This window comes from Elusimicrobiota bacterium, assembly GCA_028718185.1.
GTDB lineage: Bacteria > Elusimicrobiota > UBA8919 > UBA8919 > UBA8919 > JAQUMH01.
Genome location: JAQUMH010000002.1, coordinates 54483 through 71731 on the forward strand (window position 1 = coordinate 54483; position 17249 = coordinate 71731).

Annotated in this window: 11 protein-coding genes; 1 reads left to right on the plus strand and 10 read right to left on the minus strand. The window is 32.8% G+C overall.

What is annotated here, in order from left to right; translation table 11 throughout:
• Positions 1-52: 52 nt before the first annotated feature.
• The 10 genes from PHE88_04835 to PHE88_04880 form a co-directional block, all read right to left on the minus strand.
• Positions 53-1897, minus strand: coding sequence for a glycosyltransferase family 39 protein (locus PHE88_04835; protein MDD5687142.1), 1845 nt, complete (start codon positions 1895-1897; stop codon positions 53-55).
• Between the two features lie 95 nt (positions 1898-1992).
• The gene (locus PHE88_04840) at positions 1993-4173 is read right to left on the minus strand and encodes a DUF2723 domain-containing protein (GenBank protein ID MDD5687143.1); all 2181 of its coding nucleotides are present in this window, start codon (positions 4171-4173) and stop codon (positions 1993-1995) included.
• Positions 4170-6134 carry a DUF2723 domain-containing protein gene (locus tag PHE88_04845; GenBank protein MDD5687144.1) on the minus strand — a complete coding sequence of 655 codons (1965 nt, stop codon included), beginning with the start codon at positions 6132-6134 and terminating at the stop codon, positions 4170-4172. The genes PHE88_04840 and PHE88_04845 overlap by 4 nt, the downstream gene beginning before the upstream one ends.
• Positions 6131-8362 (minus strand): DUF2723 domain-containing protein, encoded by a 2232-nt coding sequence (locus PHE88_04850; protein MDD5687145.1) that lies wholly within the window; start codon positions 8360-8362, stop codon positions 6131-6133. Before PHE88_04850 ends, PHE88_04845 begins: the two co-directional genes overlap by 4 nt.
• The gene (locus tag PHE88_04855) at positions 8359-10413 is read right to left on the minus strand and encodes a hypothetical protein (GenBank protein MDD5687146.1); all 2055 of its coding nucleotides are present in this window, start codon (positions 10411-10413) and stop codon (positions 8359-8361) included. The genes PHE88_04850 and PHE88_04855 overlap by 4 nt, the downstream gene beginning before the upstream one ends.
• Positions 10414-10553: 140 nt before the next feature.
• On the minus strand, positions 10554-10841 hold the full coding sequence (locus tag PHE88_04860) for a GIY-YIG nuclease family protein (protein ID MDD5687147.1): 288 nt from the start codon (positions 10839-10841) through the stop codon (positions 10554-10556).
• Positions 10842-10958: 117 nt separating this feature from the next.
• Positions 10959-11753: a DUF4159 domain-containing protein gene (locus tag PHE88_04865; GenBank protein MDD5687148.1), complete on the minus strand. Its 795-nt coding sequence runs from the start codon at positions 11751-11753 to the stop codon at positions 10959-10961.
• Positions 11750-13681 carry a BatA and WFA domain-containing protein gene (locus PHE88_04870; protein ID MDD5687149.1) on the minus strand — a complete coding sequence of 644 codons (1932 nt, stop codon included), beginning with the start codon at positions 13679-13681 and terminating at the stop codon, positions 11750-11752. The genes PHE88_04865 and PHE88_04870 overlap by 4 nt, the downstream gene beginning before the upstream one ends.
• Before the next feature lie 273 nt (positions 13682-13954).
• Complete coding sequence (locus PHE88_04875; GenBank protein MDD5687150.1) at positions 13955-14842, minus strand: DUF58 domain-containing protein; 888 nt, start codon at positions 14840-14842, stop codon at positions 13955-13957.
• Between the two features lie 65 nt (positions 14843-14907).
• Positions 14908-15900 (minus strand): MoxR family ATPase, encoded by a 993-nt coding sequence (locus PHE88_04880; GenBank protein ID MDD5687151.1) that lies wholly within the window; start codon positions 15898-15900, stop codon positions 14908-14910.
• 147 nt (positions 15901-16047) lie between these two features.
• On the opposite strand from PHE88_04880, the gene nifS reads away from it, so the two are divergent.
• Positions 16048-17241, plus strand: coding sequence for a cysteine desulfurase NifS (gene nifS / locus PHE88_04885; protein MDD5687152.1), 1194 nt, complete (start codon positions 16048-16050; stop codon positions 17239-17241).
• The last annotated feature ends 8 nt before the right edge of the window (positions 17242-17249 follow it).

Below are 17249 nucleotides of genomic sequence, written 5' to 3' on the forward strand. Positions count from 1 at the left end.
ATTATTTATATTATCCATAATTATTAAATATTATGTGGCTATTGAAAAATTTCTATTTTATTAATTTCCCCTTTGCTATTTCAAGATACTTTTTTGCTTCACTGTTATTTGGATTATTTTTAATTACAGTTTGTAATTCAACAATAACTTTCTTCCAATCGCTTTTTTGCCAATATAAAATTGCGAGCTCATAATGTACATCTGTATAATTTGGATTTAAACGTAAAGCCTCTTTGAATTCTTTTATTGCAGCATCAGTGTTGTTAACGCGGGGGAACATTCTGCCTAGATTAAAATGAATATCAGCATTATTTGTCATATCATAAACAAATATAGAATACCCTATTTTATCTACAGGTTCGTATTTTTTTAACCAATCGAAAGCATGAATATCACCTAAATATAAACCTTGCAGATAAGTGGCACTTACAGCTAAAAGATTCTGTCCCTTTTTATTTACATAATCAACTTCCGGAGAACAGACAGGCGTTAGTATATGCTGTCCCTTTAGTCCATAGTACATTGAGTCACCTTGTCCAAAATAACACTCTACTAAATTTGCCGGTTTTACTTTATCAATATATTTTTTAAGACCCTTTAAATCCTGCCCCCAGTCAAGATTTGATTCTACAACATATTTCCACCCGTTCTTTGGTCCGCCGATAAACTCATTAAAATATGCCAGATGATGAGGGAATATACGTACAGCCGAATAAAGATACCACAGACAAAGAAATAACACTGCCATTTTTTTTACTATCTTGCTATTTGCATTAACTGCGTTAAAAACATTAACCACACTTCCTGCCAATACAAAAAGGAACGGGTAAACAGGCAGTATATATCTTAATCCTAATTGTGTTTGACTTTTAGATGCACTAACAAAAAATATAAATGCCGGAAGAAAAACAAATATTTCATCATTATTCCACAAGCATTTCATATGCTTGTGGCTTATTTTTATCAAACTCCAAAACAACAATATTATAAATGGAACCGGCGTTTTTATTAAAAATGCTATTATAAAATAATACCACCAACCGCCTGACGAATAGCTTCCCATTAGAAAATTAGGATTTCCTGCTTCTTTTGTTTTAACAATTATAGATGAAAAAACGATACTTATTCCTTTAAAATATGAACCTATACCTGTCACCCTGTAGGATAATAAAATAACACAACATGCAATAATAACAGAACTTATCAATCTCCACCATTTTTTGTTTAATTTATTATATTCAAAACCTGCTAAAAGCATAAATACAGGAACAAGCACTATACTCGAGACTTTTGATACCTGAGCCAAACCAAAACAAAACCCTACTAATAAAGCATTTAACCAAGTTTGTTTTTTAGAAAATTTCCAGAAAAAATATACACTTAAAAATATAAAAACCGTTACCCCAAAATCCGTTGTTGCAATTCCAGAATGCGATATAATGTCAGCTGAGAAAGAATAAAGAAATAATGTCAATAACCCCGCCTTCACCCCATATAACCGGCTTGAAAATTTGAAAACAAAAAAACCCAGCAAAAGAGCCAGAATAAATATCGGTATTCTGCCAAGAAAAAGTATTTTATCAGCACTTGTTGTATTTTCATATAGGAACTTTTTTCCGTAAGCAAATAGTTCTCCGGCATTGTCTTTTAAATTTTCCGGAGGAAGAGGCGGAAGTTTTAATTTAAGCGGTAATAGAAAACTTGCAGATAACATTCTCAAAAAAGGCGGATTATTCGGTGCAAAACTAAAATCCCCTGTTTTTAAATTATAATACCCTACAGCTAAATAATGCGGTTCGTCATAAACCGGGCATTTCGTCCATGGACCAAATGCAACCTGGAGTCCAAAAACAATAAAAAGAAACATAATAATCAGCAATTCAATCTTTCTATTCATATATTAAGAAACACGAATTATCACGAATGTTATGACACATCACGAATTTATCACGAATATTCGTATCCTATTCGTGATTTTTTGGTTATTCGTGTTCATTCGTGTATTTGAGCGTTTTTCCTTGCCATGTAAAGATATTTCTGGGCATCGATATTGTTTGGATTGATTTTTAGAGTTTTTTCAAGTTCTTCAATAACTTTATCCCATTTATTAAGACGCCAATATGCCACTGCCATATTATAGTGTGCATCCATATAATCGGATTTAATTTTGACTGCTTCGTTATATTCGGAAATAGCTTCATTAGTTTTGTTTTGTTTTTCATAAATAGTCCCAAGATTATTATAAACAATTGCCCAATCGTAAAGAATTGAATCAACCACTTCCGGAAAAGACTTATATTCAATTGCATCATTGTACATTTTTGTATAATATTTTATTGATTCCTTATAGTAATACTCGGTTTTTTCTAAATCATTTTTTTGATAATAAAGCCAGCCGAGATTATAATATATAGAAGGATAATCTTCTTTTATTGATATTGCTTCATTAAATTTTATTATTGCATCTTTTTCTTTATCTTCCCTCATAAAGAAAAGACCTGCTTTGAACAAAGAATCGGCATATTGTGAGATAATTTTCTGTGTAAAAAAATCCGGATATGCAGATGCATTGAGAACGCTTCTCTTTATGTAAAATTCCACAAAATTAACCGGCTTATCAAATACTGTTTTTATATCTTTTACCTGAAAAACCAGCCCATAAGGATAAACATAATATTTCTGACCAAGCATTTCGTAATCTTCAACATCACTTGTAAAACAGACATTCCTGTTTTTATTGAATATATAAAACTGGGAAAATGTATCCGGATTATTTAATGAAAAAACATCCGTATTTTTATATTTTTTTAACGTTTCCTGATACCATTTACTTCCCGAAAGTCCTTTTGCTATAACTGTAATATCATTACGTTTATTTTCCACATACTGTAAATACCATTCTGAAAAAACCTGAATATCTTCTCTTGATATAATTATTGAATTGGCCGGAAGAGACCTGAAAACGTTCCTTGCAAAATCGTATGCAGTAAAATTATTACGCATATTTTGTTTACCTATATTTAATGTAAATAACCATATTGGAATTATTAAAAAAATAATAGAAACCGTTTTTAACTTTCGGGACACAAAATATATCCCGAAACCAAACCACAAAGCAAGCATTAAATCAGAAATTAAATAGTGCGGTTCCACAATTGCAAGTGCATACGGGTTAGGCGGCATTTTAGCAATTGTAATGAAAAAAGGTCCTGTGATAATGTAAATCATTAATGTTGATATCAAAAAATCCTTTTTTGCTTTATACAAATATAAAAATCCAAAAAATACTATCGGAATACCAATAATGGTAAATAGATTAAAAGTTCTTTCTAAATAGACCTTCATTCCCGAGTAAAAAACATCACTGATTTTATATCTTGTGGAGATTAAATCCAATGTTTTCCCGTGCGTTTTACGGGTAATTGTATCCATTACTGTCTGTATATTATCGGGTTTATTCCAATTTAGATATGGCTGAGTTTTTGACCTTGCAGGCAAAAATGCAAATATAGAAAAACCAAGAAAAAACAGAATTACATAAGTAATTATATTTTTAATTGAAAAAAGGTTTTGTATTTTACTCTTTACAACCCAATATAAAATCCCGGGAACAATTAAAATTATCTCAATACGGTTGCCTGTCGCTAGCCCTAACAGGAAAGAAACGAGTAACAAGTAACGAGTAGTGAGTAATAAATAAATTATCAATACAATAAAAAAGATGTTTAGAGTATACATTTCCGCGACTACTGAAACAGACCATAAGGTCTTGGAAAAAGCAAAAATAAGAACAGGTAAGCAGGCGGATAATAAGAAAGCGGGATTGTGCGATTGTGGGATTGTGGAATAGAGAGAGTGCGGGATTGCGGGATTGTGGGATTGCGGGATAGAAAAAGAACAGGTCAACTGCTTTATAATCAAATATATGATACTACAAGTTAAAGCGCCAAAAACAGCACTCATGCAGTTTACACGATAGGCTATATTTCCGAATGGAATTAAAATTGTAAAGATTTTTCCAAGAACCACATATAACGGATACCCGGGCGGGTGAGCTATTCCATACTTGTAACAAACAGATACCATCTCTCCTGCATCACGATAGATTGCAACCGACGGGAACAATGTATAAACAAACACCCAAAATGTTAATAAAAACAAGAAATAAATCATAATCTTTTTTTAGCTATTTCCAGATAATTTTTCACATCAGCTCTTTCCGGATTTATCTGTAAAACTTTTTCAAATTCTTCCACCACACCCTGCCAGTTTTTCATATCCCAGTATAAAGCTGCTAAACTATAATGTGCATCTTCATAATTTGGGAATATTTCAATGGCATTTTTAAACATTAATATCGCCGTATTTTTTTGATTAGTTTCAATATAATACTTTGATAATGTAAGATAATAAAAATAAGCTAAAATAGCATCACGAAACCTCGAATACTTTCCTCTTAATGCATAAATATAAGAAAAATCATGTTGAGGCATTTCCTTGTTAAGTGAATATAAAAGCCCTGCATTATAAAATTTCATATCACTGAAATAATCAGGATTTTCAGCTAAATAATAAGTGCTTTTCCCGCTATCTAAAATCATTTTTCTTTCAATCGGCAACCTAACCATCCGCCTTTCACTACCCTTAATCCAATAATACCTATCACCATATATGTTGGGAAAAACACTTGCATTACAGTCAAAAACATCTACTGTCGGCCTTCTTTTTTCAACTATTTTCTGATATGCAAGAATAAATACAGATTCATCTGCTTTATCCAGAAAAAGCAATGAGTTATTTGAAACAGTTTTCAAAATATTTTTGCCGAGGTCAAACGGGAAGAAATTGTATCTTAAATTGTTTCTTTGAAAGTTTGCCGAAAACTGGAAAACCAAAAATCCTGTTATAAAAATATAAGCCACGAACGTGCAAACCGCTTTATGGTAAACCCAGGTTGTTTTATCGACTATATACTTTACCCCCATACCAATCCATATTGCGAATATTATTACTGAAGGTATGTGAAAGGGTTCGAGCAGGTCTCTCGTAGAATCATCTACAGGTTTATTAGCCAAAAACATAAAAATTGGTCCAGAAAAAAAGAAGATTAAAAATAGAAACCAAAAATATTTCTTTTCTTTTTTATAATTATAAATAAAACCGGTAATTCCTAAAATAGATCCAAAGACAGTAAATGAATCTACGATATTTTTAATATATTCCCAAAGCTGCTGCATCAGCAGAGGCAGGGGTCTAAATAAATATCCCCCTTTCTCTTCAATATGCATTACACCGCCGTATCCTATCCTGAAAACTACTCTTAAAAAATTTATAAACTTACCGGGATTGTCCCAATTGGCTATCGGATTTTGGCGGGAACGAATAAACAAATATAAATATAGTGAAAAACCAAGTAAAAAAAATAGCGTCCAATGTCCGATGTCCCTGCCCCGTGGCAAGGCGGGCGATGTCCAATGTCTTAAAGGTTTATTTTGAACTGAGTTTGCTCCGCTCAAAACAGGATACTTAGGACTTTGGAGTATTAAATATAACATACCGGGAAATAAAAGTACTAGTGTATGGTGGTTACAAAGCCCTAAACCGAATAAGAAAGAAATGAGTAACGAGTAACGATTAACGAGTAATAAATAAATAATCAATATGACAAAAAACGCGTTTAATGTGTATATCCCGCCTTTTGTCTGGACACATTGAGACCAAAATATATTAGAAAAAGCTAAGAAAAAGGCGGATAAGAAAGCGGGAAAGCGGGAAAGTGGGAAAGCGGGATTGTGCGATTGAGAGATAGCGGAATCGTGGGATTGTGCGATTGTGGGATTGTGGGATAGAGGGTCAGCGGACGAGCTGGTAAGATGCTTCATTAACAAATACATTATACCGCAGGTTAATGCTCCGAAAAAGACGCTCATGCAATTTACACGATATGCTATGTTTCCATAAGGGATTAAAATTGTAAATATCTTCCCAAGCAACACATACAACGGATATCCCGGCGGGTGACTAATACCCAAAACGTACGAAGAAGTTATAAGTTCGCCACTATCGCCTGTACATACAGTAGGTGAAGAAGTGAATAGTAATATTCCTAAGTTTATCAAAAATACTATTATCATTTTTTTAGTATTGCCAGATACTTTTTTGCTTCGGAATGAGCAGGATTAAGCTGTAATACAGTTTCAAATTCTTCAACAACACCTTTCCAGTATTTTATTTTCCAATAAGCAACACCCAGATTATAGTGTGCATCAACATAATAGTATTTTAGCGATATTGCTTTTTTATATTCGGATAATGCTGCTTCATTTTGATTTGTCTTCTCATACAAAACACCAAGATAACAATGCGGTTCCGCAAGCTCCGGACTTGCTTCCGAAGATTTCATATAATCGTCTTTTGCTTCTTCATATTTATTTATTTGGAATTTTTCATACCCCCTTGTCAAATAAATAAATGCAAGATTATTCCTGATGTTTTCATCGTAGGGATTTATTTCAATACCTTTTCTATATCTTACAATTGCCTCTTCAATAAATCCTTTTTCTTTGAGTGAAATTCCGATATTATTATAAACCCATTCTACATCTCCGCCGTTTTGTCCGGCTTTATCATATTCTTTTAACATTTCATCATTTTTCTTGTCTTTATAATATTTTTCAGCAAGAAAATAGTGGTATTGCGAAGAAACATCTCTCAAAAGGTATTCACTTAAATAATTTTTATTATCTATACCACGAGTTACATATACCTGCCACAAATCATAATTAACGTTCAGCGGTTTTGCTTTATATATTATTCCTGAAATATCAGATTTGACATCCCTTAAATTTGAAAAACTACTACCTAACGAAAAACATATAGGTCTTGCTTGTTTTAATAGTTCTCTTTGAACATACTCCCTTCTTTCCTGCTTTTGTTCTTTTGTAAGTTGAAAGAAATCATCACCATAAACATTCTTAAATAAAAGTCCGGTATCGGTATAAAAAGAAACATCTAACCGTTTTTTTAGGCACCATTGCTGGTAAGACAGAAGAAACATCTGATTATCACCTGAAGAGAAAAAATGTGAATTTTTGGGAAGAGACTTTATAATATTTGAAGAATAATCATATGCTACAAAATTATTTCTTTTGCTATTATAATTAAAATTCATAATGACAGGTAAAATCAAAAGGCAGGAAAATAAAGAAAGTTTTAAATATTCAGAAGGTTCCCCCCTAGTTTTGTCTAACGATAAAACTGGCAGGGGGGTACTTTTTTTGAATTTATTAAAGGTAAAAATGCGAAAAAAGTAAAAAAAGCCAATCCCTAGCCAAATAGCCATAACGGTATAGGCAGGTAGATAATAAACTTCTACAACGGATGTTTGCTGCGGATTGAATTGAAATCTTAAAATAAAGATTAGACCTAAACCGTTTAATAAAAATAATCCTACAGTAAGAATACATATTTTTTTACACGATTTATAAAATTTTATTAAACCAAACAATACAAAAGGTAACATATAATATGTGAATTGTTCACCTGCAAGTTTAAAATAATGTTTTATAAACAACAACTTTGTCGAAAATGTAACTTTTTGTCCGAATTCATATGATTTATATTGAACACGCCTGATATGTGCTATAAAATTATGCAATGTTCCTGTATTTCCCTGATTCATTAGAGGATTTTCCAAAGACCGGACAGGCATAGATACCAGAATCGTCAAAGCCAGCAATATAAAAAATATACAAATAATAATATTAGCAAAAGGTTTATTTTTCCCAAAGAGATTCTTCCAGTAAAAAACTAAAAATGCAATTAGCAATAATCCGGAAATATAATGTCCTGCTATGCTTAATCCCGCAATAAAAGAAAACAAATAAATATTTTTATTTTTCAATACTGATATATAGATAAGTAATACAATAAAAAACGAAGTTAGGGTATATATACCGCCTTTAGCTATAACACTTTGCGACCAGAAAGTTTTAGAAAAAGCTAAAAATAACGCAGGAAGACAGGCGAATAAGAAAGTGGGATTGTGGGATTGTGGGATTGTGGGATAGCGGAATAGCGAAGCAGAAGATGAGGAGATAAGCTGTTTCATAACCAAATACACAATTCCGCATGTTAATGCGCCGAAAACGGCGCTCATTATGTTTAATCTATATGCAATATTTCCGTAAGGTATTATGAATGTAAATATTTTTCCAAGCAATACATACAATGGATACCCGGGCGGATGAGTAATACCCAAAGTATATGCCGCAGTTGCAAATTCTCCGCTATCACCCACATAAACTGTAGGGCATAATGTTATTAGATATATCCCTAATGATAATAAATACACTAAAATCATTGCAGACCGCTTCTCCTTCGTAAAAACCATTCAATTGAAAGTAATATAATTAGAAGAATATAGATTATAGGCTTATTCCAAATATTTATTTCATATAAAAGATCTGACTGTGTTGTCCGTGGCTTAATCTCTAGTTTATTAAAATTAAACTCTTCAATTGACATAAATTTGCCATTAGTCAAATCTGCTACTTCTTTCATAAACGGTTCATTAACAAAATTTGATTCTAATTCTTTTGAGACGTCAAAAACATTTAAGGATATGTTATCATTTCCCAAAAATTTCTTATTATAATACGCCTGCGCTTCTAACTTATACTCGCCTGCTAAATTAATTTCAGTGCTAAACTCATACTCGCCATTCTCAATTCCCGGAGGGACAGCAATAGATTCTTTTTTACCGTCAGGTGTTTGTATTCTTACACTTACAATTGCATTATCTACGGGTTTAAAGTATTCATCCTTTACTCGCATTTTTATCTTTGCAATATCGCCTATATTATAGTTATTTTTTGCTATTATAGCCACCTGTTTCATTGATGCGGCATTCGTCAACCATTTTATTGACTGTCCGAAAAACTTTACGTAATTATATGAGTTATCGCTACCAAGCGCCAAGCGCCACATAGATGGAGTAAGAATACACATAACCCTGCCTTTATCTTTTTCTTTAATTGTAATAACCGGATATTTTGATTTTTCGGTTTCAGCAAGAACAATGGTTTTTTCTCTGACTGCAGCAATATTTACACTATCCAGTTCCGGCATGTTTTTCCAGATAGCATCATTAGAAACCGGGTCATCTACGAGTCTCATTATGCCATGTTCGGGGTGCAAAACGTTTAATCCATATTTAGCCGATGAAATATCAGAAGACGGGGTTATCGGTAAAATTTCATTAATCGGCGTGTTTTGATATATGTCCAATGGCACTTCCCCGCCGATTATTAAAAGTGCTTTGCCGTATTCAGTAACAAAATTTTTAATATTCATAAGATACTGTGTGCTGATAGGAAATTTAAAAAAATTAAAATTATCAAATATAAGCAAATCAAAGTTAAAGATTTCCCTTGAAAATATTTCTTCAACAGGAAAAGGAATAAGCGAAAGCTCGTTATCTGATACAGCAACAACATTTTCAGGATTTCGCAATATTACAAACGATACAAGTTCAACATTGGGATTATTTTTAAGAGTGTTCCTCAGGAAAGAATAATTAAATGACGGCTGCCCGCAAAGATATAAAATACGTATTTTTTCCGGTTCAACATTCAGGACAAACTTTTTCTTATTATCCGAAAAATCTTTTTCCCCCTCATAAGTAGGTATTTCAATTACATAAGAAACCGAACCAGCTTCTTCAGGTATAACTTCAAAAGGGACTTCGAATACACCGTTGTTTTCAATATCCAATATTTTAGTTTGCAAAACGATTTTATTGCTGGTTTTAAGAAAAATTGATATTTTTTTACCTATAAAACCGGTGCTGTTTATATTCGCGACAATTGTAGTGTTAACATTTCTAAAAACAATATCCGGTACTTCAACATTACCAATTGAGATATTTTTCTGTAGATTAGAAATTTCCGGAATAACAGCAAAAACAGGTATTTTCAAATCACCCAGCTCGCTTAACACTTCTTTTGAATCTTTATTGATATTTTGATTCCCATCTGAAAATAAAATTATACTATCAATATCTTTGCCTATAAAATCAGTTTTTATCTTTTCTAATGCTCCGGTTATATCCGTTTTCTTCCCTTTAGATTTCAATGATTCTACTTCTTTTTCAGAAACATTCCTTATATTATCTGAAAATGCAAAGAAGAACGGTTTAACTTTGTTATTTTTAACAAGTTGCAAATTTACCTTACTTTTTATTTGTTCAAAACCTTTTTGACTTATATATCCCATGCTTTGAGAATCATCGATTAAAGCAATAACCGTAGGAATATTTCTTTTTTTATATACCTTTTTAACCGGCTGAAAAACAAGCAGAATTATAACTATAAATATCAGTATCCTTAAAATCAAAAGTATTTTCTTTATCATATATTTCCACTAAAAATACAATAGTTTTTTGTCGGGTACATTTTCGTTCGAGATTGCTTCGCTAACGCCTACCTACCGTCATGCAGGCTCACAATGACAAATCTGCCTGTCATTGCGAACTGACTCATCGTGAAGCAATCTCATAAGTTATTATACAAATCAGTCCACCTTGAATTCATAATTTCAACTAACTTAATTTTCTTATTTCTTGAACCCGCTTTTATTTGTTTTTCTCTGCTTATTGCATCTACTGGATTTTCAAAAACTTCATAATAAACAAGTTTATTAATGTTGTATTTTTCAGTGAAACCTTTTACAATTTTATTTTTATGTTCATAAACTCGCTTTTTTAAGTTGCTTGTTATTCCCGTATAAAGAACTGTATTGTTCTTGTTTGTTAAAATATAAATTGAATAATACTTTTTCATTTGAGATTGCCCCATAAAAGGGATTTACAACTTCGTCATCCCAAACATTGAGATTGCTTCGCTACGCTCGCAATGACTTCATGTTTAACAAACATTTTAAACAACACTTGTGTCTATTCATCTTAGTTTGTTTTGTATAAATGATTTGTGTATGCTGTCGGACTTGTATGTACCGGTTAAAGCATACATTATAATATTAAGTGTTAATTTCTTGGCTTCCCACCTCTGCTGTTCTTCGCAAGGATAAATATAATTACCAAGATTGTCTTTTTCCCATGCACCTAATAAATCATTCTGTGAGTATATAATGCTATAGCGTTCACCTATTTTGCAGCCTTCCAAATATCTATTTACAACAATTCTTCCTGATGTATTTTTTAACAAGTAAAAAGATTTAAATATTGCATCGTTCATAGGTATTTTTTCAAGCGGATTTTCAGAAAGCAGTTTTGCAATAGTAGTCCTAATTAACTTGTCAAACCCAAAACCTTTTTTACCTGATGAATCATCAATAAAAATCATTCCACCACCTTGTATATACTTTTTAAGCATCTTTAACTCATTATCCGTCAATTGCGGAAAATCAGAGTCACCTGTAATTACAATAAAGGGCGACCAGAAAAGTTCCTCTTCTGTTATCCTGATAATCCGCCTCTGCGGCACAACCTTCACGCTTGTTGTCATGACCAGGTATTCCGAAATTCTATCCCATGCTGTTTGCCGCATATCCCATTTACCCGCATATTGCAGCTGGCTAAAAACAAATTTGCCCCCTTGCTGGCAGTAAAGATTGTCCGAAGTCCAAAGTCCGAAGTCCGAAGTCAATAAAACCATAACAAAAATAAATATGAACCATTTAGCATGACATTGGACATTGGACATCGGACGTTGGACATTTTTTTTATTTATCATACCTTCCTCAAATTAGCTAGTATGGTTTCCAGTATGGCAAATACTAATAAAGCCCATATGAAATACTTTGTTATTTCATTCCCATATAAAATACTTTTTAAGTTCTTTTTAAGATGTGCATCTGCTGTTATAATACCTATAAACATTTTATTAACTATTTTTTTTATTTTCGATACATTCACCTTAATCAAATCCGATTCACCCGAAGACACATCTAAATTAACAGCTAAAAATTCACTCTTATTGTTTTTATATTTAATCTCATAAACACCCGGTTCTTCAAACGCAGTGTCAATATAACCTTTAATATTTTTTCCCGAAGGTGTAATAATTCCTGATATTGTCTTCTCACTTTTACTCAGGTATTTTTCCCCGATAACTGATGTTTGAATTAATGCTTCATCTTTTGTAATATATGTAAAAAGCTGCTTAATAATTACCGGAAATATTGGTTTAACCGGCATATCAGAATATGAAAGGTTTGATGAAACGGTAAAAACAAAAACATTATTTGTACCTTTCATTAGAAACGGGGTGTTGTCGGAGAATTTTAATATCACTTCCGACCCGTTCTTTGGAATTGATAAAAACCGTTTTGATATTATTATATTCTTTAAAATCTCGCTGTTTTGAAACGGTCCAAAATCCGATAATTCACCGCCTGATACTACTGCCGATAATTCGCAAGGTAATAAAAAGGAAAGCGTAGTATTGTAATTTTCAATTTTTATATTATCTCCCAAAAAGAAAACTATACTTTTTCCTTTTAAAATAAAATCGTTTAATTTAACTATACTATTTCTGCTAAAGTCCGAGATATTACATAAAAATATCATATCGTAGTTATCTATCTGTTCGTCATCAAGTTGAATATAATTTATTACTTTTGCTGAAGTATTACTTGCTAATGCTGTTTTCAAGAAAAACACCTCACCTTTAAAATCAGAAAACTGCGGATTGCCGTCAACCATTAATACTTTCGGTTTTTCATGAAAATTAAATGCAAAATAATGTTTATTATCCGGCAAAAGCTTGTCCGGTTCTAACTCCATAAAACATTTATGGATTCCGGATGAAATATTTTTCATGCTAATTACCATCGTATCATCTTTCCGGGAAAGCGGCTCAAAAAACAGTGATTTATACTTCTTATCATCTATATAAATATCGCCGTATATTTTTTTCTTGTTATCTGAATAATTAGATACCATAATAGAAATATCATTACCGTCATTTTTAACATCTGATACGGCAAAATTTTCCGGACTATTATCACCGATATCTATGCATATAACTTTATAATTGCCGTCTAACACATAATTTTTTTCAGACCATCCATTTTCAGAAAAATCACTTATTAAGATTATCCGTTTCTCACTTTGCTTATTTTGGAAATATTTCGATATTTCGTTTATTGCACTTATTGTATTTGTTTTCCTGTATGTTATTTTAACATTAGTTAATTCTGACAGGAGTATTTGTTTATCAGTTGTCGGATTTTTTACTATCGGGGAAATACTATCAGAAAAGGTGAATATTGATATTTTTTCCTCAGGTCTTAACATATCAAGAACCTGCCCGGCAACCATTTTGGCAGTTTCAAGCCGGGTCTTACCATCCTTGTAATAATCCATTGAGTAGGAATTATCTATAAGCAGTATCGTCTCGGAATTTTCCGAAGAAGAAACATAATGCATAACAGGTCTTGCAAAAATCAGGGTAAGAATGACAATTAATAAACATCTTATTAAAAGAAGCAGGTATTGCTTAATTCTAAATATTCTTATAGTACGACTTGCGGCGAGTTTCAGAAATCTTAAATCACCAAAATTTATGTTCCTTTGTTTTTTTTTGGAAAGCAAATGAATAATTATGGGTATTGAAGCGGCGAGTAAACCTATTAAAAAAATGGGATTGAGGAAAAACATAATTTATACTTCAAAACCAAGTTAGGTACACCAAGGAACTATGTCATAATTAACGGTTTGTCATTGCGAGAGCCAATTTATTGGCTCGTGGCAATCTCGTCACCGACGGACTACCTTTTATGAGATTGCTTCGCTAACGCTCGCAATGACATTGTGACACAGTCTCAAGGACGTGCAACTACTAACATTGAAATTTCTATACATCAAGTTCAAGCAGAGCTAACGCTCTGCAGCTACAATTTTATGGTTATTGTCAATTTGGCGCAGAAAACTTCATAATTTCTCTCTTTTTGAAAAGTAATCAGTTAATGCTATGTCAAGCGGGGTTGATGTATTAAAAAAAGAATAATCAATATCTGCTTTTTGAAATTCCGTTCTATATTTCCCGACAAACTCTAAGATGAGTTTTTGATATTCCTTTTTAATAATTTCCGGCTCAGTAACCAAAAAATCACTATTTTCCATACTTTTGAACAAAACGTTACCCCCAAAATCCAAAATTTCCTCCATCTTGTCCATAATATGAAAAACAATAACTTCATGTTTGGCATATCTGTAATTTTTTACCGCTTTGATTATTTTATCCTGTTCATCAAACAGGTCTGAAATCAGGATAATAAGTGCTCTTTTTTTAAGGTTTTTTGAAAAATCCAAAAGTATTTTCGAAATATCAGTTTCACCACCTGTAGACAGGTATGAAAGTTCGTCAAATATAACGGATAGATGATTATAACTGGAACGCGGCGGAATATTTTTTCTTATTCCCGTATCATATACGACAAGCCCGACCGAATCACTTTGTTTTATCATCATATATGAAAGTGAAGCAGCAAGATACGATGCATATTCCAATTTAGAAATCCCGTTAGACTTATATCCCATTGAACCACTCGCATCAAGCAAAAGATATGCCTTTAGATTTGTTTCTTCTTCATATTGTTTTATGAAATACCTGTCCGACCTCCCGTAGATTTTCCAATCAAGATGTTTCAATTCGTCACCAAAAGAATATTCCCTGTGCTGGGCAAATTCAACAGAATACCCCTTGAACTTGCTTGTATGAAGCCCGGATATAAAACCATCAACAACAAATTTTGCTTTTAAAGCCATTGTTGAAAGTTTTGCAATTACTAACGGGTCAAGATAAGATTTCGTACTCATATTATTTTGCAGAAAGAAACATTCTCCTTGACAGTTCCGGTTAAATCAAAGCAGAAAAGATTGCTTCATTTTGGTTTTATATTTTCTAAAAGTTTCTTAATAATATCTTCGGTAGTTATCCCTTCTGCCTCCGCCGTATAATTTAAAATTAGCCGGTGTCTTAAAACAGGGAATGCAACCACTTTTATATCTTCCACAGAAACAGTATATCTATTATCAAGCACAGCCCTGGCTTTTCCGGCAAGTATAAGATTCTGTGAAGCACGCGGACCCGCTCCCCAGTTAATCCACTTTTTTACAAAATCAAGTGATGAATTTTTCGGACGTGTTTCAGAAACGAGTTTTACTACATAATCCACCACATAATCGCTGACCGGAACTTTCCTTACAATTTCCTGTAGTGTTAATATCTCTTTAGCGTTCAATAAATTTTTTATTTCTACCGGTAATATTCCTGTTGTTTTACGCACGATTTCTTTTTCATCATCAACATTCGGATAATCGATATTTATCTGGAAAAAGAACCTATCAAGCTGTGCTTCCGGTAAAGGATATGTACCCTCCTGTTCTATAGGATTTTGCGTTGCAAGAACAAAAAACGGCGATGGTAACGGATATGTTTGACCGGCTACTGTCACCTTATATTCCTGCATTGCCTGGAGAAGCGCCGATTGTGTCTTCGGCGGGGTCCTGTTTATTTCATCAGCAAGGACTATATTTGCAAAAACAGGTCCCTTTATAAACTTAAAATTCCTTTCGCCGGTTGAGACATTCTGCTGAATAACTTCTGTCCCTGTTATATCTGAGGGCATCAAATCAGGAGTAAACTGAATTCTTGAGAATTCTAAATCAAGAATCTGTGATATTGTTGAAACTAAAAGTGTTTTAGCAAGACCCGGAACTCCGACAATAAGGCAGTGTCCTTTAGCAAAAACTGAAATCAAAATCTGGTCTATAATGTCCTGTTGTCCTACAATGACATTTCTCAATTGTTCAAGAATCTCTTTTCTCGCCTCAACAATCTTCTCAACAAGTTTTATCTCACCTGTTTTATCCATGATACTATGCTCCTTTTAAATATAATTTGAACTGCGTATCGATTAAATTTAAAATAACAATTTTCACTCAATAAATTCATCAAAATTGTATTTGTTTTATTATACAAAATACTTGACTTTTATTCAACAGTTTGTTAATATAAAATAATGGGAAAAATATATTTTGATTATAATGCCACTACTCAGGTTCATCCCGAGGTTCTTGAGGCAATGCTTCCATATTTTAAGAATCTTTACGGTAATCCTTCCAGCGTTCATCATTTTGGCCAGGAAACAAGGAAAGCAGTTGAAGATTCCCGGGAAAAAGTCGCAAATTTTCTTGGAGTTGAAAATGTATCGGAAATAATATTTACTTCCTGCGGGACCGAATCAAATAACCATGCCATAAAAGGTACTGCTTTTGCCTTAAAAAATAAAGGAAACCACATAATTACTTCCAAAATTGAACACCATGCTGTTTTTGAAGTATGTCGCTACCTGGAAAAACATTTTGACTTTACAGTAACATATCTGCCGGTTGATAAATATGGTATCATAAATCCTGATGATGTAAAAAAATCAATTACTGATAAAACAATCCTCATATCTATTATGCATGCTAACAACGAAATCGGGACAATCCAGCCGATAGAAGAAATAGGCGAAATTGCCAAGAAAAATGAAATAGTATTTCATACCGACGCAGTCCAGTCAGCCGGAAAAATCCCTGTTAATGTAAAGAAACTTAATGTTGATTTGCTTTCAATTTCCGGTCACAAATTTTATGCCCCCAAAGGTATCGGTGTCCTTTACATAAAAAAGGGTACAAAGTTACATCCGCTTTTACACGGTGGAAGTCATGAAAAAAACCGTCGGGCCGGAACTGAAAATGTTCCCTATATTGTAGGTATCGCAAAAGCATGCGATATTTTGCAAAAAACTATGGAAGAAGAAAACAAAAGGTTACAGAAATTACATGAAAAACTTGAAAAAGGTATCTTCGATAAAATTGAAAGTGTGCAATTAAACGGTCACCCGTCAAAGAGGGTTCCAAATACATCTAACTTTTCATTCAATTATATTGAAGGCGAAGGTCTTTTACTTTCATTAGATCTTGAGGGGATTGCAGCATCAACAGGCAGTGCTTGCAGTTCGGGAACGCTAGAACCATCTCATGTCCTGGCTGCTATGGGTATTAAACCGGAAATAGCGCAGGGCTCATTAAGATTTTCAATCGGACATTTCACAACTGAAGCAGATATTGATAAACTTTTGGAAACTTTGCCTAAAATAGTCGATCGACTACGCTCAATATCACCCTTATGGGAAGATAAAATAAAAGCTAATAAAAATCTAAAATAAAATAAGTG

What these genes read in the sequence shown, in the direction of transcription:
- PHE88_04850 (MDD5687145.1), bottom strand. Translation starts at nt 8,362, where the DNA reads ATGATTTTAGTGTATTTATTATCATTAGGGATATATCTAATAACATTA.
- PHE88_04835 (MDD5687142.1), bottom strand. Translation starts at nt 1,897, where the DNA reads ATGAATAGAAAGATTGAATTGCTGATTATTATGTTTCTTTTTATTGTT.
- PHE88_04875 (MDD5687150.1), bottom strand. Translation starts at nt 14,842, where the DNA reads ATGAGTACGAAATCTTATCTTGACCCGTTAGTAATTGCAAAACTTTCA.
- PHE88_04865 (MDD5687148.1), bottom strand. Translation starts at nt 11,753, where the DNA reads ATGATAAATAAAAAAAATGTCCAACGTCCGATGTCCAATGTCCAATGT.
- PHE88_04880 (MDD5687151.1), bottom strand. Translation starts at nt 15,900, where the DNA reads ATGGATAAAACAGGTGAGATAAAACTTGTTGAGAAGATTGTTGAGGCG.
- PHE88_04845 (MDD5687144.1), bottom strand. Translation starts at nt 6,134, where the DNA reads ATGATAATAGTATTTTTGATAAACTTAGGAATATTACTATTCACTTCT.
- PHE88_04870 (MDD5687149.1), bottom strand. Translation starts at nt 13,681, where the DNA reads ATGTTTTTCCTCAATCCCATTTTTTTAATAGGTTTACTCGCCGCTTCA.
- nifS (MDD5687152.1), top strand. Translation starts at nt 16,048, where the DNA reads ATGGGAAAAATATATTTTGATTATAATGCCACTACTCAGGTTCATCCC.
- PHE88_04840 (MDD5687143.1), bottom strand. Translation starts at nt 4,173, where the DNA reads ATGATTTATTTCTTGTTTTTATTAACATTTTGGGTGTTTGTTTATACA.
- PHE88_04855 (MDD5687146.1), bottom strand. Translation starts at nt 10,413, where the DNA reads ATGATAAAGAAAATACTTTTGATTTTAAGGATACTGATATTTATAGTT.
- PHE88_04860 (MDD5687147.1), bottom strand. Translation starts at nt 10,841, where the DNA reads ATGAAAAAGTATTATTCAATTTATATTTTAACAAACAAGAACAATACA.